This window comes from Streptomyces sp. NPDC001157 (genome assembly GCF_053598255.1).
Genome location: NZ_JBSFJW010000001.1, coordinates 280,497 through 302,828 on the forward strand (window position 1 = coordinate 280,497; position 22,332 = coordinate 302,828).

The following is a 22,332-nucleotide window of genomic DNA, read 5'->3' on the forward strand; positions in this document are numbered from 1 at the left end:
GGGGTTCAGACACAGGCTCTCAGCCCCGCACTTGGCGGGGGCTCGTTTCCGACGGCTCTCAGGCCACCGAAGCGATCCGCATCTTGATGTCGTCCGGCGACAGCGCGCCCTTCGCCGTGACATGGTCCCCGGACGACTCGCCCCGCAGCCGGCGGCCGATCCACGGCACCAGGTACTCGCGCGCCCAGTGCACGTCGTCCCGTCGCACCTCGAGGGTGCCGCGCGGCGGGAGCGGCGGCCAGGGCTGGTCGGGGTCGGCCGGCACATCGAGGCCGAGGACCTGCCCGGCGCGGAGCGCCACACGCGTGTGCCCCTCGGGCGAGAGGTGGAGGCGGTCGCCGTCCCACGCCCTGCGGTCCTGGACGGTCTTCAGGGACCACAGGTCGAGCACGGGACAGCCGTACCGGTCGGCGATGGCCCGGACATGACCGTTGTAGGTGGCGATCTTGCCGCGCAGGTGCTTGAGCACGGGGACGCCTCGGGTGTCGAAGCCGGTGGTCACCATGACCGTGCCGGCGACTTCGGTGAGCCGGATGACCGCCCGCTCGAAACGCTCGGCGACCTCGTCGGGGTCGGTGCCGGGACGGATGATGTCGTTGCCGCCCGCACAGAAGGAGACCAGGTCCGGCGCCAGTTCGACGGCCTGCGGTACCTGGTCCTCCACGATCTGGTCGAGTAGTTTGCCGCGCACGGCGAGGTTGGTGTACCTGAAGTCGCCCTCGGGTCGCCGGTCCGCGAGAAGCACCGCGAACCGGTCGGCCCAGCCGACGAACGCCCCGTCGGGGCCGGGGTCGCCGACGCCCTCGGTGAAGCTGTCCCCCACCGCAACGTACGACCCGATCACTGATCTGCTGTCACTCTTCGAATCGTCTGCCACATCGACCATGATTCACCTTCGAATGTGACCTACGCGACCGTAGGAAAGGGTTGACGCGCGGTGAGATAAGCCACTTCTAAAGTGTTCACCAAGCTCGGAATAACCCTTCGACCAGGGATGTTGACGCGTCAGCAATGTTGCGGGGGAGCCGCGCGTTGTTCCACCAGCGGACCGTCGAGCCGTCGGAGACGATACGGACGCCCCGTGCAGCCCCGCCACAAGAACGCAATACGGCAAACACGAGCGCAGCCGGACACACCGAAGGCCGGACCCGGGGATCGAGGTCCGGCCTTCGGCAGCGTGTCAGGCAGGTGGTTCTCGGGGGACGTCAGCCGACGCCGACGCCCTTCGAGCGGAGGTAGGCGACCGGGTCCACGTCGGAGCCGTAGTCGGGCGTGGTGCGGATCTCGAAGTGCAGGTGCGGGCCCGTCACATTGCCGGTCGCGCCGGAGAGGCCGAGCTGCTGACCCGCGGTCACGGTCTGGCCGACCGAGACGGAGATCTGGGACATGTGGCCGTACTGGGCGTAGTGGCCGTCGGCGAGCCTGACGACGACCTGGTTGCCGTAGGCGCCGCCCCAGCCCGCGGAGACGACCGTGCCCGCGCCCACGGACTTGATGGAGGTGCCGGTCGGGACGACGAAGTCGACGCCGGTGTGGTAGCCGCTCGACCACATGCTGCCGGGCACGTGGTAGCCGGTGCCGACGGTGGCACCGAGCACCGGGAGGGTAAAGCCGGTAGGGGCGGAGTCCGAGGCCTTGGTGGCAGTCGTCCTGTCGGCGGACGAGGTCGCCTTCGGGGCGGACGAGGACGACTTGCTGGTGTCCGTCGCGGCCTTCCGGCCGATCGTCAGCTTCAGGCCCGGGTGGATCAGCGACGGGTCGTCACCGACGGCCCGGCGGTTGTCCGAGTAGAGCCTGTGCCAGCCACCGTGGACGTGCTGCTCGTCAGCGATCTTCGAGAGGTAGTCCCCGGCCCGCACCGAATAAGTCCGCACGCCCGCATTGCCGGCGGCACTCTTCTGAGCCGCCTTCTTCTCGGCGACCGGAAGGGACTGGACGGCCTTTTCCGAAACCGACTCGGAAACGGATTTGGTTGTGGCGGCATGGGCGCCGGTGGCCCCCATGAGCGGGAGAGCGAGTGCGGCGCCACCGGTTCCGGCGACGGCGATGGAGCGAGTGAAGCGCTGGGGCTTCGGGCGACGGTGCTTACCCTTCGCGGGCATGACGAATTCCTCTCCGGCGCCTGCGAGGTGAGCTGTCGGGTTCGGGCTGGAGATGCCCGGCCGCGCATGCGACGCGGCTTTACCCCTAGCCGTTCCGGAGACCGGAACAGGCGGTTGTACCTGTGGGTCCCCCGCTCCTGCCGTTCACGGGTGAGTTGTGCGGGCACCGGGCGGCGGCAGGATTGGGCGTCCGTCCGGATTGGTGGCGAACGTAAGCGACCAAGACGCAAAGGAACAAGTGACGGTTCCCCGTGAATGCGTTTCTATTGATCCCTTGAGAGAAAACCAGGTGACCCTGCGTGAATTCCGAGGTGATCGTCTCGGTCAAACGCCCTTGTAAAGCACGTGAATTACGTGGACATGACGCGCCACGCACTGTCACGGATATGACGCTCCTCACGCGCCTCCACTCCAGGATCCTCTATTCGGGGGCGAGTTGGAATGAAGAGGTAGAAGGAGCGCCAATCCGGACAGAAGACTCAGATGCGCCGCAGACGGAAAACTGCCGCATCGAGGTCGCCACGCAATCCGGTACGCAGTCCGTGATGCTGCAATACGGCACCGCTGTGGATTTCGCCCGTTTCGGGGCATTCATACGAGGCTGTCGGGTCGAGGCCCCGCAGTCGCAGCGCCGGTACGGGCTCGCCGTAGCTCTGCGCCTGGAGCCACGCGAGGACGACCGCCTCGTCCCCTCGCACGTACTGCACCGCACTCAGCCCGCCCCGCGGAGGCCGCAGCCGGTGGAGGTCCCCGTGCTGCACCAGCGGCCGGATCTCCTTGTAGAGCGCCACCCACTCGCCGGCCTCGGCGAGCTCCTCGTCGCTCCACCGAGTGAGGTCCCCACCGACCCCGAGTACGCCGGCCATGGAGCTCACGAACCGGAAGCGCAGCGAGCTGACCCGGCCATTGAGCTGGGTGTTCGGACTGTCGGTGACCCAGGCGGCCATCACTCGTGCAGGGTGGATCTGGCTGAAGCCGTGCTGGATGGCGAGCCGGTCGAGCGGATCGGTGTTGTCGGAGGTCCACACCTGGTCCGTACGGCTCATGATCCCGAGGTCGATCCGTCCGCCGCCGCCCGAGCAGGACTCGAAGACGACACCGGGGTGGGCCGCCCGCAGCCGGTCCAACAGGGCGTACAGTCCCCGGACATGATCGACCCAGAGGCGCTGCGGATAGGGCTCGCCGGGCCAGCCCGCGTCGGTGAAGCAGCGGTTGAAGTCCCACTTCACATAGTCGATGGGGGCACTGGAGAGGAGCGCGTCGAGCTGCTCCCAGAGGTATTCCTGGACGTCTTCCCGGGCCAGGTTCAGTACGAGCTGGTTGCGGAATTCCGTCCGCTTGCGTCCCGGCTGGAACTGCACCCAGTCGGGGTGGGCGCGGTAGAGCTCACTGTCCGGGTTGACCATCTCGGGCTCGACCCAGATGCCGAACTGCATGCCCAGGGCGTGCACATAGTCCGCGAGAGGCTTGAGGCCGTTCGGGAAGCGGTCCCGGTTGACCGTCCAGTCGCCGAGTCCCGCGCGGTCGCTGGTGCGCTTGCCGAACCAGCCGTCGTCGACCACGAACAGCTCGACGCCGATCGCCGCGGCCCGCCGTGCCAGGGTTCCCTGCTGCTCCTCGGAGATGTCGAACTCCGTGGCCTCCCAGGAGTTGAACAGCACCGGCCGGTCCTGGTCGGCGTCGGGGATGACGTAGGCGCGCTGGTAGGCGTGCCAGGCGCGGCTCGCACCGCCGAAGCCGCCGTCGCTCCACAGACCGGCGAAGACGGGGGTGGTGTACGACTCCCCCGCCTCCAGGCGCAGCAGCCCGGAGTCGTCGTAACCGGCGCCGCCGGTGATCTGCACGCGCGCGTCCGGGAGTTGCGCCACCGCGATCCGCCAGGAACCCGACCAGCCCAGAGCGCAGCCGTAGACCTCACCGCGTTCCTCCGTGGCGTCGGTGTCGAGGGCGACCCAGGGCAGGTGCTGGTGTCCGGTGTGGCCGCGGCGGCTGCCGATGATCTTCTCACCGTAGGTGAGAAGCGAGGCGGTCAGCCGGGACTCGGCGGCCCAGCGGCCGTGCAGCTGGGACAGCCGCCACTCCTCGCGCTCGGGCAGTGTCCAGGTCGCGGAGTCGGCCCGCAGCAGCTCCAGAGCGGGCCCCTCGTTGTCGAGGGTCACCCAGCGCTCCACGACGTCGTGCCGCATCCGGTAGTGCAGCGTGATCGCAAGCCCACCGTCCCGGAAGCCCAGCCGGAGGTGGTCGCCCTCCGACTCGTACCTCTCGAAGCGCCACTCGGTGCCGCGCCGCTCGTCGGTGCGCACGGACAGGGCGGGCCGCACGAAGCGGGGGCCGCCCTCCACCGGGTACTCCTCGTGTCCGTCGAGCGGGGACTCGAAGGGCCTGTAGTCCGGCAGCGGGCGGACGGCGAGTGCCTCGGCGTCGGCGAGCGCGATCCGGGGGCCCCAGTGCAGGTGCAGCAGCTCGTCGTCCTCGGTGAGATGGACGGCGTAACTGCTGGCCGGCCCCGAGAGGAGCCAGGTACGGCCGTTGTCTGCGATCTCCAGCATCAAGCCCTCACACATTCGAACAGGCGCGACCAATCACCAACATCATCAAGCCACGTGTGCCCTGGTCGCAACGCCTGTGGACAACTCATTGCCTCAGGAATCCATGTCGTATCGTCGGGAGGGTGCCCGTCGACGAGCCGCGCCGGACGGGCGGACTGGGAGGAGCCCCCGTGACGCAGCAGATCCCGTCGACCGAGCCCGAGCTTGCCGGAGTCCGCAACTTCCGTGATGTGGGCGGACTTCCGACCGTGGACGGACGGCGGGTGCGGTACGGGGTGCTGTTCCGCAGCGGCCACCTCGCGCACGCGACCGAGGAGGACGCCGAGTTCCTGGCCTCCTTGGGACTGCACACGATCTTCGACTTCCGCAACGCGGCGGACCAGAAGCTGGAAGGCCCGGACGTCGAGCTGCCGGGTGTGCGCAATGTGAACCTGCCGCTGACCGACCCGGCGGACGGCTCCGGGTTCTGGAAGATGGTCCGGGACGGCGAGATCGAGCAGCTGCGCGAGCTCCTCGGCGACGGCAAGGCGGCCAACCGAATGATCGTCTCCTACCGCACGATCATCAAGGAGCGCACCGCCGAGCACGCGCGCGTGCTGCGCTCGCTCGCCGACGACAGTGTGCCCGCCCTGATGCACTGCGCGGCGGGCAAGGACCGTGCGGGACTCTCCATAGCCGTGACCCTGCTCGCGCTGGGCGTCGAGCGCGAGGCGATCGTCGCGGACTACCTGGAGTCGAACGCCAAGCACCGCCGCTACAAGGTGCACCGCAGCAGCAGCTCCGCCTCGGCCTACTCCCCCGAGGTGATGGAGCTGCTCAGCCCTCTGTTCGAGGCGCGCGCCGAGTATCTGACGGCGGCTTTCGAGACGATCGAGGAGACGTGGGGCGACGTCGACACGTATCTGGAGCAGGGTCTGGCACTCACCCCGCAGCTCCGCGAGCTGCTGCGCGAGCGACTGCTCGACTGACCGCGCGCCCTACTTCGCGCCCACCGAGAACAGCAAGTAGATGAAGGCCGCGAAGAGGTGCCCCACCGCGATGTAGATGATCAGGCGCACCCACAGGGCGCGGGGGAACTTCTCCTCCATGTTGCTGTTGCTCATGGCATCTCTCCGGTGATCGGGCCCAGGCACAGCGTGGCCGTCGGGCTCTGCAGCAGGGTGTGAACGAACAGGAGCTCGACGCCGTCGGGATCCTGGGCGGCGATCCGGTGCGGGGTCAGCGAGTCGAAGTGGGCGCTGTCGCCGGGGGCGAGCCGGTGGGTGGTGTCCCCCAGGCGCAGCCGCAGCCGTCCCTTGAGGACGTACAGCCACTCCTCGCCGGGGTGCACCCGCACGATGTCGCCCTGTGAGCCGTGCGGCACATGGACGCGCAGGGCCTGCATGCCGCGGCCGGGCGCGCCGGCCTGCCAGTAGGTCCAGCCGCCGGCGGCGGTCGGTTCCATGTCGGCGGCGCGCACGACGGCGTCCCGGTCGGCGACCGTCTCGCCGAGCAGCTCCGAGACGGTCGTACTGTAGATACGGGCAAGGGCCAGCAGCATCGGCAGCGACGGCTGACGCTGCCCGGTCTCCAGCCGGGAGAGGTGTGCCGCCGACAGCCCGGCGGCACCTGCCGCGGCCTCCAGCGTGAGGGAGGCACGGCGGCGCAGCGCGCGGAGCTGGGGTGCGACGGCGGGCAGCTCCGCTTCGGCTTCCGAAGAGCTCATACCTCCATTCAGCCGGAGCTTTGCCTGTCGGGCAAATTCGTTGCCTCAGAGGCAAAACCCGGGCTGCTCAGCGGTTGGCGACCGCCTGCTTCACCAGCGTCTTGCCGAAGTCCCACATGAGGCCGCCGCCGCTGTGGGCGTCATCCATCACAGCACTAAAGGCGTCGACGAACCGGTCCACGTCCTGCTCGCCGATGGTCAGCGGCGGGATCAGCTTGATCACCTCCAGGTGGTCGCCGGAGACCTGGGTGAGGATCCGGTGCCGCTGCAGCAGCGGTACGACGACCATCTGCGCGAACAGGCCCTTCCGCGCGGCCTGCAGCATCGTCCAGCGGCTGCGCAGCTTCAGCGACTTGGGCCTGCCGAACTCGATGCCGATCATCAGGCCCCGGCCGCGGACGTCCGCGAGCAGCTCGTACTTGTCGATCAGCCCCGCGAGCCGGGATTTCAGCTGCTCTCCGGTCGCGCGCGCATGGGCGACGACCTGCTCGTTGTCCATGACGGACAGCACGGCGAGACCGGCCGCCATCGCCTGGGCGTTGGACCCGAAGCTCGCCGAGTGGACCAGCACCCGGTCCATCGACGAGTAGACCTTCTTGAAGATCCAGTCCTTGCCGAGGGTGGCGCCGACGGGCACATAACCGCCCGAGAGCGCCTTGGCCACGCACACCAGGTCCGGCTCGACGCCCTCCTCGTGCTGGTAGGCGTAGAAGTCTCCGGTCCTGCCGAGGCCCGTCTGCACCTCGTCGGCGATGAGCAGCGCCTTGTGCTTGTGCAGCAGCTCCTGGGCGGCGCGGAGGTAACCGGGCGGGGCCTCGTGCACGCCCTTGCCCTGGATCGGCTCGACGATCAGGGCAGCGACGTCGCCCTTCTTCAACTCCCGTGTCAGGGCGTCGAGATCGCCGAGCGGTACGGCGGTGTCGGGCAGCAGCGGGGCGAAGCCGTCGCGGAAGCCGTCCTCGCCGTTCACCGACAGCGACCCGGTGGTCAGGCCGTGGAAGGCGTGGTCGCAGTACAGGATCCGCGGCCGCCCGGTGGCGTACCGGGCGAACTTCAGCGCGGTCTCCACCGCCTCCGTACCGCTGTTGCCGAAGAACACGCGGTCCAGGTGCGGGCTGTACGTGAGCAGCTTCTCGGCCAGCAGTCCGGGCAGCGGCTGGCAGTCGAAGCGGGTGAGGTCGGCGAGGGAGGCGTCGAGGACGTCGTGCAGCGCCTTGCGGACGACGGGGTGGTGGCGGCCCAGACCCATCACCCCGAACCCGGCGAGCATGTCCAGGTAGTCGTTGCCGTCCGCGTCCCAGAAGTGGGCGCCCTCGGCGCGCTCGTAGACCTTGTCGAAGCCGATGGTGTGCAGCATGCGCGGGAGCTGGGGGTTCAGGTACTTCCCGTGCAGCTCGTAGCGCTCGGCTCCCCGCTCGGCCAGGAGTGCGCCGAGGTCGAACTCCTTGGTCATTCAGCCCTCTCCTTGACTGTGCCGTCCAGCTGTTCCTTGACGGCCAGGGTGTCCTCGGCCTCCTTGACAGCGAGGCTCGCGCTGATCCGTCCGGCCACCTCCACCGGTGTGAGGCCGATGTCGGCGAGCACCTCCCCGCGCTTGGCGTGCGCGAGGAACTGCTCCGGGATGCCGAACCGCCGTACGGGGACATCGACTTCGGCGTCCCCGAGCGCCAGCGCCACCGCCGCGCCGACCCCGCTCGCACGGCTGTTGTCCTCGACGACGGCCACCAGGCGGTGCTCGGCGGCGAGGCCCGGGAGCGCCGGGTCGACGGGCTTGACCCAGCGCGGGTCGACGACGGTGCACGAGATACCGCGCGCCTCCAGCAGCTCGGCGGCCTGCAGACACACGGGCGCCATCACACCGACGGCGACCAGCAGCACATCGGAGGTGTCCGGGCCGCGGTGCAGGACGTCGAGGCCGCCCACCCGGTCGATCGCCGGGATCTCGGGCCCCACCGACTCCTTCGGGAAGCGGACCAGCGTCGGCGCGTCGTCGACGGCGACGGCCTCCCGCAGCTGCGCCCGCAGCTGGTCGGCATCGCGTGGCGCGGCGATCCTGAGCCCCGGCACGACCTGGAGGATCGACATGTCCCACATGCCGTTGTGGGACGGCCCGTCGACGCCGGTGACGCCTGCCCGGTCCAGCACGAACGTCACCCCGCAGCGGTGCAGCGCCACATCCATCAGAAGCTGGTCGAAGGCACGGTTGAGGAAGGTGGCGTAGACGGCGACGACCGGGTGCAGCCCACCGGTCGCAAGGCCGGCCGCGGAGACGGCCGCATGCTGCTCGGCGATGCCGACGTCCCACACCCGGTCCGGGAAGCGGGCGGCGAACTTGCCGAGCCCCACCGGGTGCAGCATGGCCGCCGTGATCGCCACGATGTCCTCCCGCTCCTCGCCGATCGCGACGATCTCGTCGCCGAACACCGAGGTCCAGGAAGGGCCGCCTGCGGGGGCGAGGGGCTCGCAGGTGAGCGGGTCCATCACGCCGACGGTGTGGAAGTGGTCCTCCTCGTGGGCGACGGCGGGCTCGTAACCGCGGCCCTTCTCCGTCAGGCAGTGGACGAGGACCGGTCCGTGGAAGCGCTTCGCGCGCCGCAGCGCCGACTCGACGGCCCCGATGTCGTGCCCGTCGATCGGGCCGACGTACTTCAGGCCCAGGTCCTCGAACATGCCCTGCGGGGCGAAGGCGTCCTTGAAGCCCTTCTTGGCGCCGTGCAGCGACTCGTAGATGGTGTTGCCGACGACCGGTGTGCGCAGCAGCACGTCCTTGCCCCAGGCGAGCACCTTCTCGTAGCCGTCGGTGGTGCGCAGGGTGGCCAGGTGGTTGGCGAGGCCGCCTATGGTCGGCGCGTAGGAGCGCTCGTTGTCGTTGACCACGATGATCAGCGGCCGGTCCTTGGCGGCCGCGATGTTGTTCAGCGCCTCCCAGGCCATGCCGCCGGTCAGGGCGCCGTCGCCGATGACCGCGACGACATGGCCCTTCTCGCCCTGCACCTGGCGGGCCTTGGCGAGGCCGTCGGCCCAGCCGAGCGCCGTGGAGGCGTGGCTGTTCTCGACGATGTCGTGCTCGGACTCCTCGCGCGAGGGATAGCCGGACAGGCCTCCCTTTCCGCGCAGCTTGGAGAAGTCCTTACGGCCCGTCAGGATCTTGTGTACGTAGCTCTGATGACCGGTGTCCCAGACGATGCGGTCGACGGGCGACTCGAAGACCCGGTGGAGCGCGATGGAGAGTTCCACCACCCCCAGGTTGGGCCCGAGGTGCCCGCCGGTCCTGGCCACCGCGTGCACCAGGAACTCTCTGATCTCTTCGGACAGTTCGCGAAGCTCCGTCTCGGACAGCGCCTTCAGGTCGCGTGGTCCCCGGATGTTCTCCAGAATGGTCACGCTCGGGCCCCCTTCGGTCCGTGCTGTTCAACTCACGGTGACGGCCGGCTCCCCCGACGCGCCGTCCTGTTCCATCTGTTCGGCGATCTTCATCGCTTCCTCGATGAGGGTCTCCACGATCTTCGACTCGGGTACGGTCTTGATGACCTCGCCCTTGACGAAGATCTGCCCCTTGCCGTTGCCGGAGGCGACCCCCAGGTCCGCCTCCCGCGCCTCACCCGGGCCGTTGACCACACAACCCATCACGGCTACCCGCAACGGGACTTCCATGCCCGTAAGGCCCGCCGTGACCTCGTCGGCCAGCTTGTAGACATCGACCTGGGCGCGGCCGCAGGAGGGACAGGAGACGATCTCCAGCCGCCGCTGCTTGAGGTTCAGGGACTCCAGGATCTGCAGTCCGACCTTGACCTCCTCGGCGGGCGGGGCGCTGAGCGAGACCCTGATGGTGTCGCCGATGCCCTGCGAGAGCAGCGCGCCGAAGGCGACCGCCGACTTGATCGTGCCCTGGAAGGCGGGCCCGGCCTCGGTGACTCCGAGGTGCAGCGGGTAGTCGCACTGCGCGGCGAGCTGCTTGTACGCCTCGATCATCACGACCGGGTCGTTGTGCTTGACCGAGATCTTGATGTCGCGGAAGCCGTGCTCCTCGAAGAGGGACGCCTCCCACAGCGCGCTCTCGACGAGCGCCTCCGGAGTCGCCCTGCCGTACTTCTGCAGCAGCCGCTTGTCCAGCGACCCGGCGTTGACCCCGATCCTGATCGGTGTGCCGTGGTCCTTCGCGGCCCGTGCGATCTCCTTCACCTGGTCGTCGAACTTCTTGATGTTGCCGGGGTTCACCCGCACCGCCGCACAGCCCGCCTCGATCGCCGCGAACACGTACTTCGGCTGGAAGTGGATGTCCGCGATCACCGGGATCTGCGACTTGCGGGCGATGGTCGCGAGGGCGTCCGCGTCGTCCTGCGTGGGGCAGGCGACGCGGACGATCTGGCAGCCGGACGCCGTGAGTTCGGCGATCTGCTGCAGGGTGGCACCGATGTCCGAGGTACGGGTCGTCGTCATCGACTGCACCGACACCGGGGCCCCGCCCCCGACCGCCACCGGCCCGACGTGGATCTGCCGCGACACGCGCCGCTCGGCGATCGGACGGGCCGGTACCTCGGGGACGCCCAAGGAGATGGCGGTCATCGTGTCACTCCCGGTTCCCGGAGACCGTCTCGCGCATCGCACGCAGGGACTCCTTCAGGGAGCCCATGGTGGCGAGGACGGCGGTGGGCTCGTAGCCGCAGTGCGCCATGCAGTTGGCGCAGCGCGGGTCCTTGCCGCGGCCGTACTTGTCCCAGTCGGTCTCCTCGATGAGTTCGCGGTACGTCGGCACGTACCCGTCGCTCATCAGGTAGCAGGGGCGCTGCCAGCCGAAGAGCGAGTAGTTCGGGATGGCCCAGGCGGTGCACGGGAAGTCGACCTTGCCCTCGAGGAAGTCGAGGAACAGCGGCGAGTGGTTCAGCCGCCACTTCCTGCGGTTGCCGCCCGCGAAGGCCTTCTTGAACAGCTCACGGGTCTGCTCCACGCCCAGGAAGTGCTCCTGGTCGGGCGCCTTCTCGTAGGCGTAGGCGGGCGAGATCATCATCTCGTCGACCTTGAGGTCGTCGTTGAGGAAGTTGAGCACCTCGATGATGGTCTGCGGGGTGTCCGTGTTGAAGAAGGTCGAGTTGGTGGTGACCCGGAAGCCGCGCCGCTTGGCCTCCTTGATCGCCTCCACGGCCTCGTCGAACACGCCCTCCTTGGCCACCGACTCGTCGTGCCGCTCGCGCAGCCCGTCGATGTGCACGGCGAAGGCGAAATAGGGAGAGGGCTTGAACTTGTCCATCTTCTTGCGCAGCAGCATCGCGTTGGTGCAGAGGAAGACGTACTTCTTCCTCGCCACCAACTGCCGCACGATCTCATCGATCTGAGGGTGCATCAGAGGCTCGCCGCCCGCGATGGACACCATGGGGGCACCGGATTCGAGCACCGCCCCGACGGCCTGCGCGACCGGCATGCGCTGCTTGAGCACACCCGCCGGATGCTGGATCTTGCCGCAGCCCTCGCACTTCAGATTGCATGCGAAGAGCGGTTCCAGCTCCACGATCAGCGGAAACTTGTCCCGCTTGCGGAGCTTCTGTTCAGCCAAGTACGTAGCGACCTTGATGGACTGACGCAGCGGCATGGCCATCTGGCTCACCTCCTGGGGAGCAGCAAAGAACGGTGCCATTCGACGAAAGCTGGAAGTACGGCACGAAGGACACGGAAAGCTGATATTCCACCGCGGACCGTGCCGATTCGAACAAGTTCATGTTCAGGAGCGTCCACGACCACCCGCACAGCCGCAACCGGGCGCGCGCCGGTGCGCACGGCGCTCAGAAGCGTGGCTGCGGACTCCATGTCGACCGCGATTGCGCCGGTCGCGAGCAGATCCGACCGCTCGTGACCGCGTACGACATGATCGGAGCCGGTGACGGGACCGGTGTGGACGGTGCGCCCGGGCACCGCGCGCCCGAGCTCCTTGACGAGCAGGTCGGTCCCCACGCACGGAACGGTTCCGTCCGGATCCCGGGTCTCCTCGGCGACGACCAGGTCGCCCGGGTGCATACCGGGGGCGAGCCCCGCACAGAAGCCGGTGGCCAGCACGGCCGCCCCGCTCCAGGCCGGGTCCGCGAGCATCCGGGTGACGGAGCGCTCGGCCGCCCTGGGCCCCATGCCCGTACGGAGCAGGGTGACGGGCCCGCCGGCCCCGCCGCGGTCGCCGGCGCGCAGGGCGAGGTGCTCGATGCCGAGCGCGCAAGCGATCAGCAGCGGGGCCGGGGCGGGCTGGGTGCTCATCAGCCCCCCTCGGCCTCGGCGAGAGGCTTCTTGGAGAAGGGCTCGCCGTTGACGTAGCGGCCGAGTGCGGTCAGTGGGAAGACCTGCCGGTAGAGGTGGTAGTTGATCGAGAAGTCCCAGGGGAAGCCGGTTCCGGTGAAGTAGGGCTCGTCCCAGGAACCGTCCTCCCGCTGGGTGGCCGCGAGCCATTCGACGCCGCGCTCGACGGCCTTGGAGTCCCTCTCCCCCGCGGCCAGCAGGGCCATCAGCGCCCACGCCGTCTGCGAGGCGGTGGAGGCACCCCTGCCGCTCCATTCCTCCACGTACTTGTAGGAGCGCAGGTCCTCGCCCCAGCCGCCGTCGTCGTTCTGCACCGACTCCAGCCAGGCCACGGCCCGCCGGATCGCGGGGTGCGAGCCGGGGAAGCCCGCCGCGACCAGGGCGGGTACGACGGATCCGGTGCCGTAGACGTAGTTGACGCCCCAGCGTCCGAACCACGAGCCGTTCGGTTCCTGCTCGGCGAGCAGCCACTCGATGCCGCGCCGGGTGCGCGGGTCGTGCGAGAGGCCCTCGACGGCCAGCATCTCCACCACATGGGCGGTCACGTCCGCGGACGGCGGGTCGATGACCTCGCCGAAGTCGCAGAACGGCAGCCGGTTGGGGAAGGGGCTGGTGTTGTCGACGTCGAAGGCGCCCCACGCCCCGTTCTTCGACTGCATCCCGAGGTTCCAGCGCACCCCGCGCCCGATCGCCTTCTCCACCCGCTCCGGGTCGTGGTGCCGCACGCGGCGCAGCGCGAGGACGACCTCGGCGGTGTCGTCGATGTCGGGGTAGTTGTCGTTGTGGAACTCGAACGCCCAGCCGCCGGGCGGCAGCCCGGGCCGCTTGACCGCCCAGTCGCCGGGCCGGACGATCTCCTCGCCGAGCATCCAGTCCGCCGCCTTGACCAGCTGCGGATGGTCGGCGGGCACGCCCGCGTCGACGAGCGCGATGGTCGCCAGGCAGGTGTCCCACACGGGCGACTGGCAGGCCTCGATCATCCGGGCGCCGTCCTCGCGCCACACGGCGAAACGGTCCAGCGACGCCAGCCCCTCGCGCAGCACGGGATGTTCCAGGTCGTAGCCCAGCAGATACAGGGCGATCACCGAGTACACGGCCGGCGGCTGGATGCCGCCCCAGCAGCCGTCGTTCTCCTGCCGCTCGATGATCCAGCGGGCGGCGGAGTTCATGGCCGCCTTGCGCAGTCTGCGCGGCACGACCTTGCGCAGCTGGTGCAGGCCCTTGTCGAGCCGCTGGAAGGCTCCGTCCCAACTCGCCACCGGGGCAAGGGGTTTGGGTGGGTTCGGGTTGGCGGGGTCGGTGTGCAGCTCGTCGAGCGGGAAGGGCGCGGGCCGCACCGGCCGCTTCGCGGACACGACCGTGAGCGGGACGATGGTCTGCCGGGCCCAGCACCCGAAGTCGTAGATGTTGAGCGGTACCCACTTGGGGAAGTAGATGAGCTCCGGCGGGAGTTCGGGCAGGTCCTCCCACTTCCACCAGCCGAACAGGGCCAGCCAGATCCGGGTGAAGACCCGGGCCGCGGCGATCCCGCCCTGCTCGCGGATCCAGGCGGAGGCCTGCGCCATGTGCGGGGCGTCCGGCGTGTCGCCCGCCAGACGCAGGGCGACGTATGCCTCGATGGTGGTGGAGAGTTCGCCCGGTCCGCCGTAGAAGGTGGCCCAGGTGCCGTCCTCGCGCTGCTCGCCTCGGATGAACAGGGCGGCGGCGTGCGCGGTGTCCTCGTCCAGGATGCCGAGGAACTGCCTGAGGAGCAGGTCCTCGGCGTCCATGGTCACGTTGGTCTCGAGGTCGCCCTTCCACCAGCCCTGGGCGTCCTGCCGGGACAGCAGGAAGTCGGTGGAGCGCTGTACGGCGCGTACGGCGGCATCGCGCGCCCCCGCCGCCACGGGGCTCGTGCTGTCGGTTTCGCTGGCCGAGGCTGCCCGGGGCGGCAGGGCCCCGGTGCTTCCGTCGGTCGTCGCTGTCATGGCTTCCCCTTCGTGCAGTCGTGCAAATCGTGCTGCTGTGGGTCCGCCGTCGGCCGGTGCTCGTGTTCCCGCGACACCGGCCGGCGACTACGCGAGGGCTATTCGACCGATAGTGATCATCTCTTTCGTACGACGACGAAGTCGGCGAGCGCCGTGAACTGAGCCCGCACCCGGTCGGGCATGTCGATGGCGTGCAGGGCCTCAATGGCGGTGTTGTGCTGGCGGCGCGCCTCTTCGGCGGTCCACTCACGGCCGCCCGCCTCCTCGATGAGGGCGGCGCGGGAGGCGAACTCCTCCTCGGAGAAGTTCTCGAAGTCGCTGCTCTTGGCGTCGGCGGCGAGGATCTCGCCGAGCCGCTCGGAGGCGGATCCACCCGCCGCGAGCGCGGCCACGACCGGCAGGGACTTCTTGCGCTGGCGCAGGTCGCTCCAGGTCTGCTTGCCGGTGGAGACCGGGTCGCCCCAGATGCCCAGCAGGTCGTCGACGGCCTGGAAGGCGAGGCCCAGGTGGTAGCCGTACTTCTCCAGGGTGTCGGCGGTGCGGTCGTCCGCGCCGCCGAGCACCGCGCCGATGGAGGAGGCGCAGGCGAGCAGGGCGCCGGTCTTGTTGCCCTCCATCTCCAGGCACTCCTCGACGCTGACGCGGTCGCGGTGCTCGTAGGAGATGTCCTGCGCCTGACCGTCGATCAGGGCGCGGGTGGCGGTGGTCAGACGGCGGGTGGCGCGGCCGGCCTCGACGGTGCCGAGCTCCAGCAGGATCTCGTTGGCGAGGGCGAACAGGGCGTCGCCGACGAGGATCGCCTGGGCGGGGCCGTGCACCTTCCAGACGGTGTCGCGGTGGCGGCGCTGTTCGTCGCCGTCCATCAGGTCGTCGTGCAGGAGCGAGAAGTTGTGGACGAGTTCGACGGCCACGGCGCCGGGGATGCCGACCTCGGGTGCGGCGCCGGTGACCTCTGCGGAGAGCACCGCGAGGGCGGGGCGCACGGCCTTGCCGCCATCGCCCTCGGCGGGGTTGCCGTCGGCGTCGATCCAGCCGAAGTGGTAGGCGGAAACGGTGTCCATGGGAGGGGCCAGGCGGTCGACGGCCGCCCGCAGTACCGGTGTGGCAAGGGTCCGGCCGCGCTCCAGGAGCGCGGTCACGTCCACTGCGGTCGCTCGATCGGCCGTCTCGGCCGGGGGCACAGTGGGCACAGTCTCTCCTCTTGTTGCGGTACCGGGGGTGCGGGGGCCTGCCGCGTGCTGATCGAGCATCACGCCGCCTCCTCGACGTCGAAGAGGTGACTCGGGCGGGGCCGGCCCAGGGTGGCGAGGGCGGCGTCCGCCGCACTCACTCCACTGCGGACCGCACTCTCCATGGTCGCGGGCCACCCGGTGGCGGTCCACGCTCCGGCCAGGTAGAGGCCGGGGGCTTTGGTGCGGGCGCCGGGCCGCAGCCGCCCGACGCCGGGGGTGGGGGCGAACGTCGCCGTGCGCTCCCTGGTCACGAAGAAGTCCTTCACCTCTGCCCCGCGAGTGCCGGGCAGCAGGCGTTCCAGCTCGGGCAGATAGCGCTCGCGCAGCACGGCGACCGGCTCGTCGATCTCGTCCTGCGCGGCCGACTGGGACAGCGCGAGGTACTGGCCCTCGCGCAGCCCGGAGGCCGCGGTGCGGTCGAAGACCCACTGCACGGGGGTGCCCAGGGCCGCGAAGAACGGCTTGTGCAGCACCTTGCGGTCGTAGACGACATGGACGTTGAGGATCGGCGCGGTGCCGATCTCCAGAAGATTTTCGGGGGCGTCGAGCGCGCCCTGAGGCAGCAGGTCGTGGGCCTCACGCTGGGGTACGGCGAGCACTACGGCGTCCGCGGCGAGGCTGTCGCCGGGAACCTGAACGCTCCAACGCCCGTTTTCGTCAGTGAGGATGGAGGTGACGCGTGTACGGACCTCGGTACGGACGCCCGCGGAGTCGAGCGCCTTGCGGGCGAGCCGGTCGTGCAGTTCGCCCAGCGGGACGTGGGCCCATCCGATGTCGGCCGCGCCCGGGTCGGACAGCAGACCGGTCTTGAACACCATCGCGGCGAGCCCCAGCGAGGCGTCGCCCGCGACCGCGTTGAGGGTGGCGACCCCGACCAGGTCCCACAGGGCCTCGACGGCACGTGCCGACTGACCGTGCGCGGTCAGCCAGCTGCCGAAGTCCTGCGTGTCCAGGTCCGGATCGGCGAGGTCGAGCCCCTTGAGCGCGAGCGCGGCCCGGCCCACCTTGGCCCGCTCGGCGAGCGAGAGATGCGGATACGTGGCGAGGCTGCGCCCCAGGTGCAGAGGCACCGGCAGGGCATCCCGACGCAGCCTGCCCAGCCGCCGCCCCTCGGGCTTGTCGACGTCGAGTACGGGCACGTCGAGACGATCCTGCAGCGGTGCCAGCGCCGTCCCCTCGATGCGGTCGAGGAACCAGCGGTACGCGGTGCAGCAGCGCAGATAGACGTGCTGTCCGTTGTCGACGGTCAGTTCACCGCGCTGGAAGGAGAAGGCCAGGCCGCCCAGTCTCGGCCTGCCCTCGATCAGGGTGACGCGGACTCCCGCGTCGGCGAGTGCGAGTGCGGCGGTGATGCCGGCCAGCCCGCCGCCGACCACGACGGCGTCCCTCGCGGAACGCCCCGCCGGATCCGCGAGCGGCTCGTCGGACCGCGTGCCGTCGTCGCTCATCGTGCGCCCTCCCCTGCGCGACCGCCGTGGTCGAACCGTGCACGGTCGGCCGTCGCAGTCAGGGACGCCGTCCCCGCCCGGAGGGTTGCGTGCCGCTTTTCTCCGGTGGCATCACCTTGGCCCTGTTTGTCCATCAGGTGCGCCTCCTGACGGTCCTGCGCGTCACATGCCGGGCATCCAGGCCGGACAGGCCGCGTACGGCGACGTAGGCCTTCTCCCGGCCGGGCAGCGAGACCCGGCCGCGCAGCACGGCCTCCGGGTCGCGCTCGATGCGGTCGAGCAGCCGGCGGTAGATGCCGGCCATGGCGGCGACGCAGGCGCCACTGCGCCGGTCGAGCATGGGGAGCAGCCGGTAGCCCTCGGCGAAAAGGGCGCGGGCCCGTCGCACTTCGAAGTGCACGAGGCCCGCGAAGTCGGAGCCCTCCGGCGGTGTCGGCCCGTTGAATCCGGCCGAGCACCCGAATTTCGCGAGGTCGTCGGAGGGCAGATAGATGCGGCCGCCCTCGGCGTCCTCGCGGACGTCTCTGAGGATGTTGGTGAGCTGCAGCGCGAGGCCCAGGGTGTCGGCGTACTCCGGGGCACGGTCGGCGCCGCGCGCCCCGGGTTCCGTGCCGAACACGCCGAGCGAGAGCCGTCCGATGGCGCCCGCGACGCAGCGGCAGTAGACCTTCAGGTCGTCCCAGGTCTCGTAGGTCTCGCCGCGTACGTCCATCAGCACGCCGTCGATCAGCTCGTCCAGGCCGTCGAGCGGGATCGGGAAGGTCTCGGCGGCATGGGCGAGGGCGACGGCGACCGGGTCGATGTCGTCCTCGGCGACCGCCCCCTCACGCACCCGGGTCAGCAGCGCCCGGGTGTCCTCGAGTCTTGCCGCCTTGACCTCGCCGGCCAGCGCGCCGTCGCCGATGTCGTCGACACGCCGGGAAAACGCGTAGAGCGCCGACATCGCGCGGCGCTTGGGCGTCGGCAGCAGCCTGATGCCGTAGGCGAAGTTACGGGCCTGCTGTCCGGTGACGGCCTCGCAGTAGCTGTAGGCGGCGAGTACCGGTGCGGACACGTGTTGTTCCGACTCCACGGTCCGGATCACCCCTCTCCTCGCAGAGTCACGCCCACCTCGCGCAGCAGCTGGACCTTGCCGGGCTTGGGCGGGCCGGGAAGTACGTCGTATTCCGCGGCGGCGATCGCCTTGACCGCCGCCCTTCCCCCCGCCACGAATCCCGCAAGCAGCAGCTTCAACCTGCCGTGGACGCTACCCACGAGGGGGGCGCCTTCATTCAGGAGATCGCGGGCGCGTTGCGCTTCGTACGCAACCAGTGCGCGCAACGATGCGCCCGCGGTGGATGTGGCGAGATCCGCCTCTTGAACATGGAAGTGCTTCATGTCCTCGGCGGGCAGATAGATGCGGTCGCGGCCGAGGTCCTCGGCGACGTCCTGCAGGTGTTCGACGATCTGGAGGGCCGTGCAGATCGCGTCCGAGAGGCGGATGCGTTCGGGCGTCGAGGTGCCGGTGACGGACAGGACCAGGCGGCCGACGGGATTGGCCGACAGTTCGCAGTACGCGAGCAGATCGTCGTAGGTCTCGTAGCGGCTGACGAGCTGGTCCTGGCGGTTGGCGGCGATCAGGCCGAGGAAGGGCTCGGGGGTGAGCGAACAGCGGCGGACCGTGCGCTGGAGGCGGCGCAGCAGGGGGTGGCGCGGGGTCGAGCCGAAGACCCGGTTCAGGTCGGCTTCGAAGGCGTCCAGGAGCAGCAGCCGGTCCTCGGCGTCCTCGGGCGACACGCCGAGCAGACGGGCGTCGGCGCCGCCGGGGGCCAGGTCGCCGTCGCCGATGTCGTCGACCAGGCGGGCGAATCCGTACACGGCCATGAGATCGGCGCGCCAGGCCCTGGGCAGGAAGAAAGGTGCCACGGGGAAGTTCTCGCCCGCGGCCTTGTCGAGCGTGTCGCGCTCCGGATCAACGGCGTGCGACGTGCCGGTTCCCGTCACCGTCGGCTGCCCGGGGCGGGGACGGCACATGCTGCGTTCAGCTGGGGAGTTTCCGTAGCCATTGCCGTCACATCTCCCGTTCTACACTGCCGACCCAATGCATACTATTTCGGACACGCCGCCCGGCTGTCCGCGCGGCCGTCCCGTCCGAGGGTGTCGCGCATTATCGCCCCACTTGCTGCGTTTCGGGACCGGTACAGCTTACGTTGTACAACGCAGCGTGGTTCGCTGGGGTGTCCTGCACATCACAACAACACACCGATTGGTGTCAAGATTCCTAAGGCCAGACCGAGTTGACGTTTCCTTTGCAGACGCGGGGCCCCGCCGCAGAGGTTGCGGCGGGGCCCCGCGATCCGTTCTGGCCGGTGCGTCCAGGCCGGGGTGGTCTACTTGCCGGTGAACTTCTCGTACTCCTTGAGGACCTCTTCGGTCGGCCCGTCCATGCGCAGCTCGCCGCGTTCCAGCCACAGGACCCGGTCGCAGGTGTCGCGGATCGACTTGTTGTTGTGGCTGACGAGAAACACCGTGCCGGCCTCCTTGCGCAGCTCACGGATGCGTTCCTCGGAGCGCTTCTGGAACTTGCGGTCGCCGGTGGCCAGCGCCTCGTCGATCATCAGGACGTCGTGGTCCTTGGCGGCGGCGATGGAGAAGCGCAGTCGGGCCGCCATACCGGAGGAGTAGGTACGCATCGGCAGGGTGATGAAGTCGCCCTTCTCGTTGATGCCCGAGAAGTCGACGATCTCCTGGTAGCGCTCCCGGATCTGCTCGCGGGTCATCCCCATGGCGAGCCCGCCCAATATGACGTTGCGTTCACCGGTCAGGTCGTTCATCAGGGCCGCGTTCACGCCCAGCAGCGAGGGCTGGCCGTTGGTGTAGACACGGCCGCTCTCCGCCGGGAGCAGACCGGCGATGGCGCGCAGCAGCGTCGACTTGCCGGAGCCGTTGGAGCCGATGAGGCCGACGGCCTCGCCGCGGTAGGCGACGAAGGAGACGCCCTTGACGGCGTGCACCTTGCGCACCCCGCGCTCCTCGCCGCGCTTGACGATGCGGCTGAGGGCGGCGGTGGCGCTGCCCTTGCCGGTCTTCGCGCCGTGCACGCGGTAGACGATGTGGAGCTCGTCGGCGATGACGGTGGGGATCCGCTCGCCGGTCTGCCGGTCGGTCTGCTCAGCCACGGCCGTACCTTTCCTCCGCCTTCCAGAAGTACACGAAGCCCCCGAGGGCGAACAGGGCGGCCCAGCCGCCCGCGACCACCCAGACGTGCTCGGGCAGGTTCTCCGAGCCGTAGCCGTCGATGAGCGCGAAGCGCATCAGGTCCATGTAGATGGCGGCCGGGTTCCACTGCAGGACGTTCGCCAGCCACTGCGGCTTGTCGGCCAGCATGATCGGGATGGAGAACATCACGCCGGACGCGTACATCCACGTCCGCATCACGAACGGCATCAGCTGCGCGAGGTCCGGGGTCTTGGCGCCCGCGCGGGCCATGATCAGCGCGAGGCCGGTGTTGAACAGGAACTGCAGGGCCAGCACCGGGACGATCAGCAGCCAGGACAGGTCCGGGAGACTGCCGAAGCCGATCGCCACGGCGAACAGCACGATCATCGAGAACAGCAGCTGCTGGAGCTGCTGCAGCGCGAAGGAGATCGGCAGCGAGGCGCGCGGGAAGTGCAGGGCGCGGACCAGTCCGAGGTTGCCGGAGATCGCGCGCACGCCCGCCATCACCGAGCTCTGCGTGAAGGTGAACACGAACACGCCCGTGACCAGGAACGGGATGTAGATGTCACGCGGCAGGCCGCGGTTGGCCTTGAGGAGCATGCCGAAGATGAAGAAGTACACGGCCGCGTTCAGCAGCGGCGTCGCCACCTGCCACAGCTGGCCGAGCTTGGCCTGGCTGTACTGGGCGGTCAGCTTCGCCCGGGAGAAGGCGAGGATGAAGTGACGCCGGTCCCAGAGCTGGCGGACGTACTCGACAAGGGAGGGCCGGGCGCCGCTCACGGTCAGCCCGTACTTGGCGGCCAGCCGGCTCGCCGGGAGGCCCTCGTCGGGCGACACGGCCGCGCCCAGGGCGACCGTGCCGTCGTGCGTTGTCTCACTCACTGGTGGAAACTTTCGTCTTCGGGATGCGCAGCCTGTGCGGGCATGGGCAAGAGCCGGGGCCCGGGTGGGGCCGATTGCTCACAGGAATGAGCTTGTCAGATCACCGGAGGTCGGCCCAGCCGGGTCAGCCGCCACACCGTACGCCACTTCATCGGCCTGCGTGGCCCGCACGGAGTGGTCCAGCCTTCCCGGAACCCGCCGAACCATGCCTTCAGGGCGGGCCGCGAGGGGCGGCGGACGAGGGTGAGCAGCAGCCAGACGCCGAGGTAGACCGGGACCAGCGGGGCGGGGAGGTTGCGGCGGGCCAGCCAGACCCGGTTGCGGGCGACCATGCGGTGGTAGACCGCGTGCCGCGAAGGCGCGGTCGTCGGGTGGTACAGCACCATGTCGGACCGGTAGTCGATCATCCAGCCCGCGTCGAGGGCCCGCCATGCCAGGTCGGTTTCCTCGTGGGCGTAGAAGAATTCGTCCGGGAGTCCGCCCACTTCGGCGAAGACCTTCGTACGGACGGCGTTGGCGCCGCCGAGGAAGGTGGTGACCCGGGAGGAGCGCATCGGGTCGGCGGCGCGCAGGCGCGGCACATGGCGGCGCTGGGTGACCCCGGTGTCGGGGTCGGCGATGCGGAAGCTGATGATGCCGAGCTTCGGGTCGGCCTCGAAGGCCTGACGGCACAGCTCGGCGGTGTCGTGCTGGGCGAGGAGTCCGTCGTCGTCGAGGAACATCAATATGTCGACGTCGCGGCCACTGGGGCCGAAGGCCTCTATGCCGACGTTGCGGCCGCCGGGGATGCCGAGGTTCTCGGGCAGCTCGATGGTGCGGACGCCCTCGGGGACGTCCGGGACGGGCGAGCCGTTGCCGACCACGACCACCTCGACACGGTCGCCGTCCTGCTTGGCGACCGAGTCGAGCAGGGCGCGGAGCTCGTCGGGGCGGTTGCCCATGGTGATGATCACCGCGCCGACCCTCATGC

At 69.6% G+C, this 22,332-nt stretch carries 20 protein-coding genes and 1 riboswitch; of the genes, 1 reads left to right on the forward strand and 19 read right to left on the reverse strand.

Annotated elements, in window-relative coordinates; translation table 11 throughout:
- Nucleotides 1-58: 58 nt before the first annotated feature.
- From ACWDAG_RS01215 to ACWDAG_RS01225, 3 genes are all read right to left on the reverse strand, one after another.
- A complete protein-coding gene (locus ACWDAG_RS01215; protein WP_450693929.1) occupies nucleotides 59-844 on the reverse strand; it encodes an SGNH/GDSL hydrolase family protein in 786 nt (261 codons plus the stop codon).
- Nucleotides 845-1,205: 361 nt separating this feature from the next.
- Nucleotides 1,206-2,102 carry a M23 family metallopeptidase gene (locus tag ACWDAG_RS01220; protein ID WP_450693492.1) on the reverse strand — a complete coding sequence of 299 codons (897 nt, stop codon included), beginning with the start codon at nucleotides 2,100-2,102 and terminating at the stop codon, nucleotides 1,206-1,208.
- Between the two features lie 4 nt (nucleotides 2,103-2,106).
- A riboswitch (cyclic di-AMP (ydaO/yuaA leader) is annotated at nucleotides 2,107-2,265 on the reverse strand.
- 316 nt (nucleotides 2,266-2,581) lie between these two features.
- Complete coding sequence (locus tag ACWDAG_RS01225; protein ID WP_450693493.1) at nucleotides 2,582-4,651, reverse strand: alpha-galactosidase; 2,070 nt, start codon at nucleotides 4,649-4,651, stop codon at nucleotides 2,582-2,584.
- A 170-nt stretch (nucleotides 4,652-4,821) separates the two neighbouring features.
- Between ACWDAG_RS01225 and ACWDAG_RS01230 the strand changes: the two genes are divergently transcribed.
- On the forward strand, nucleotides 4,822-5,619 hold the full coding sequence (locus ACWDAG_RS01230) for a tyrosine-protein phosphatase (RefSeq protein WP_450693494.1): 798 nt from the start codon (nucleotides 4,822-4,824) through the stop codon (nucleotides 5,617-5,619).
- A gap of 9 nt (nucleotides 5,620-5,628) precedes the next feature.
- On the opposite strand, the gene ACWDAG_RS01235 is transcribed toward ACWDAG_RS01230, so the two are convergent.
- The 16 genes from ACWDAG_RS01235 to ACWDAG_RS01310 form a co-directional block, all read right to left on the reverse strand.
- On the reverse strand, nucleotides 5,629-5,754 hold the full coding sequence (locus ACWDAG_RS01235; RefSeq protein ID WP_450693495.1) for a DUF6126 family protein: 126 nt from the start codon (nucleotides 5,752-5,754) through the stop codon (nucleotides 5,629-5,631).
- On the reverse strand, nucleotides 5,751-6,356 hold the full coding sequence (locus tag ACWDAG_RS01240; RefSeq protein WP_450693496.1) for a helix-turn-helix domain-containing protein: 606 nt from the start codon (nucleotides 6,354-6,356) through the stop codon (nucleotides 5,751-5,753). The genes ACWDAG_RS01235 and ACWDAG_RS01240 overlap by 4 nt, the downstream gene beginning before the upstream one ends.
- Nucleotides 6,357-6,423: 67 nt before the next feature.
- Complete coding sequence (locus tag ACWDAG_RS01245; RefSeq protein WP_450693497.1) at nucleotides 6,424-7,809, reverse strand: aspartate aminotransferase family protein; 1,386 nt, start codon at nucleotides 7,807-7,809, stop codon at nucleotides 6,424-6,426.
- A complete protein-coding gene (gene dxs, locus ACWDAG_RS01250; RefSeq protein ID WP_450693498.1) occupies nucleotides 7,806-9,740 on the reverse strand; it encodes a 1-deoxy-D-xylulose-5-phosphate synthase in 1,935 nt (644 codons plus the stop codon). Before dxs ends, ACWDAG_RS01245 begins: the two co-directional genes overlap by 4 nt.
- A 27-nt stretch (nucleotides 9,741-9,767) precedes the next feature.
- Complete coding sequence (gene ispG / locus ACWDAG_RS01255; RefSeq protein WP_450693499.1) at nucleotides 9,768-10,922, reverse strand: flavodoxin-dependent (E)-4-hydroxy-3-methylbut-2-enyl-diphosphate synthase; 1,155 nt, start codon at nucleotides 10,920-10,922, stop codon at nucleotides 9,768-9,770.
- A gap of 4 nt (nucleotides 10,923-10,926) precedes the next feature.
- Nucleotides 10,927-11,949 carry an adenosyl-hopene transferase HpnH gene (gene hpnH / locus ACWDAG_RS01260; RefSeq protein ID WP_030936191.1) on the reverse strand — a complete coding sequence of 341 codons (1,023 nt, stop codon included), beginning with the start codon at nucleotides 11,947-11,949 and terminating at the stop codon, nucleotides 10,927-10,929.
- Nucleotides 11,950-11,954: 5 nt separating this feature from the next.
- Nucleotides 11,955-12,596, reverse strand: coding sequence for a phosphorylase family protein (locus ACWDAG_RS01265; protein ID WP_450693500.1), 642 nt, complete (start codon nucleotides 12,594-12,596; stop codon nucleotides 11,955-11,957).
- A complete protein-coding gene (shc, locus tag ACWDAG_RS01270) occupies nucleotides 12,596-14,602 on the reverse strand; it encodes a squalene--hopene cyclase (protein ID WP_450693501.1) in 2,007 nt (668 codons plus the stop codon). The genes ACWDAG_RS01265 and shc overlap by 1 nt, the downstream gene beginning before the upstream one ends.
- Before the next feature lie 116 nt (nucleotides 14,603-14,718).
- A complete protein-coding gene (locus ACWDAG_RS01275) occupies nucleotides 14,719-15,783 on the reverse strand; it encodes a polyprenyl synthetase family protein (protein ID WP_450693930.1) in 1,065 nt (354 codons plus the stop codon).
- A 68-nt stretch (nucleotides 15,784-15,851) separates the two neighbouring features.
- Nucleotides 15,852-17,282, reverse strand: coding sequence for a hydroxysqualene dehydroxylase HpnE (hpnE, locus tag ACWDAG_RS01280; protein ID WP_450693502.1), 1,431 nt, complete (start codon nucleotides 17,280-17,282; stop codon nucleotides 15,852-15,854).
- The gene (locus ACWDAG_RS01285; RefSeq protein ID WP_450693503.1) at nucleotides 17,279-17,416 is read right to left on the reverse strand and encodes a DUF6380 family protein; all 138 of its coding nucleotides are present in this window, start codon (nucleotides 17,414-17,416) and stop codon (nucleotides 17,279-17,281) included. Before ACWDAG_RS01285 ends, hpnE begins: the two co-directional genes overlap by 4 nt.
- Nucleotides 17,416-18,366, reverse strand: coding sequence for a presqualene diphosphate synthase HpnD (gene hpnD, locus ACWDAG_RS01290; protein ID WP_450693504.1), 951 nt, complete (start codon nucleotides 18,364-18,366; stop codon nucleotides 17,416-17,418). The genes ACWDAG_RS01285 and hpnD overlap by 1 nt, the downstream gene beginning before the upstream one ends.
- The gene (hpnC, locus tag ACWDAG_RS01295) at nucleotides 18,363-19,295 is read right to left on the reverse strand and encodes a squalene synthase HpnC (RefSeq protein ID WP_450693505.1); all 933 of its coding nucleotides are present in this window, start codon (nucleotides 19,293-19,295) and stop codon (nucleotides 18,363-18,365) included. The genes hpnD and hpnC overlap by 4 nt, the downstream gene beginning before the upstream one ends.
- A gap of 356 nt (nucleotides 19,296-19,651) precedes the next feature.
- Entirely contained in the window at nucleotides 19,652-20,440 is a 789-nt protein-coding gene (locus tag ACWDAG_RS01300; protein ID WP_450693506.1) for an ABC transporter ATP-binding protein, read from the reverse strand.
- Entirely contained in the window at nucleotides 20,433-21,362 is a 930-nt protein-coding gene (locus ACWDAG_RS01305) for an ABC transporter permease (protein WP_450693507.1), read from the reverse strand. The genes ACWDAG_RS01300 and ACWDAG_RS01305 overlap by 8 nt, the downstream gene beginning before the upstream one ends.
- 95 nt (nucleotides 21,363-21,457) lie before the next feature.
- Nucleotides 21,458-22,330, reverse strand: coding sequence for a glycosyltransferase family 2 protein (locus ACWDAG_RS01310; protein ID WP_450693931.1), 873 nt, complete (start codon nucleotides 22,328-22,330; stop codon nucleotides 21,458-21,460).
- Between the last annotated feature and the right edge of the window lie 2 nt (nucleotides 22,331-22,332).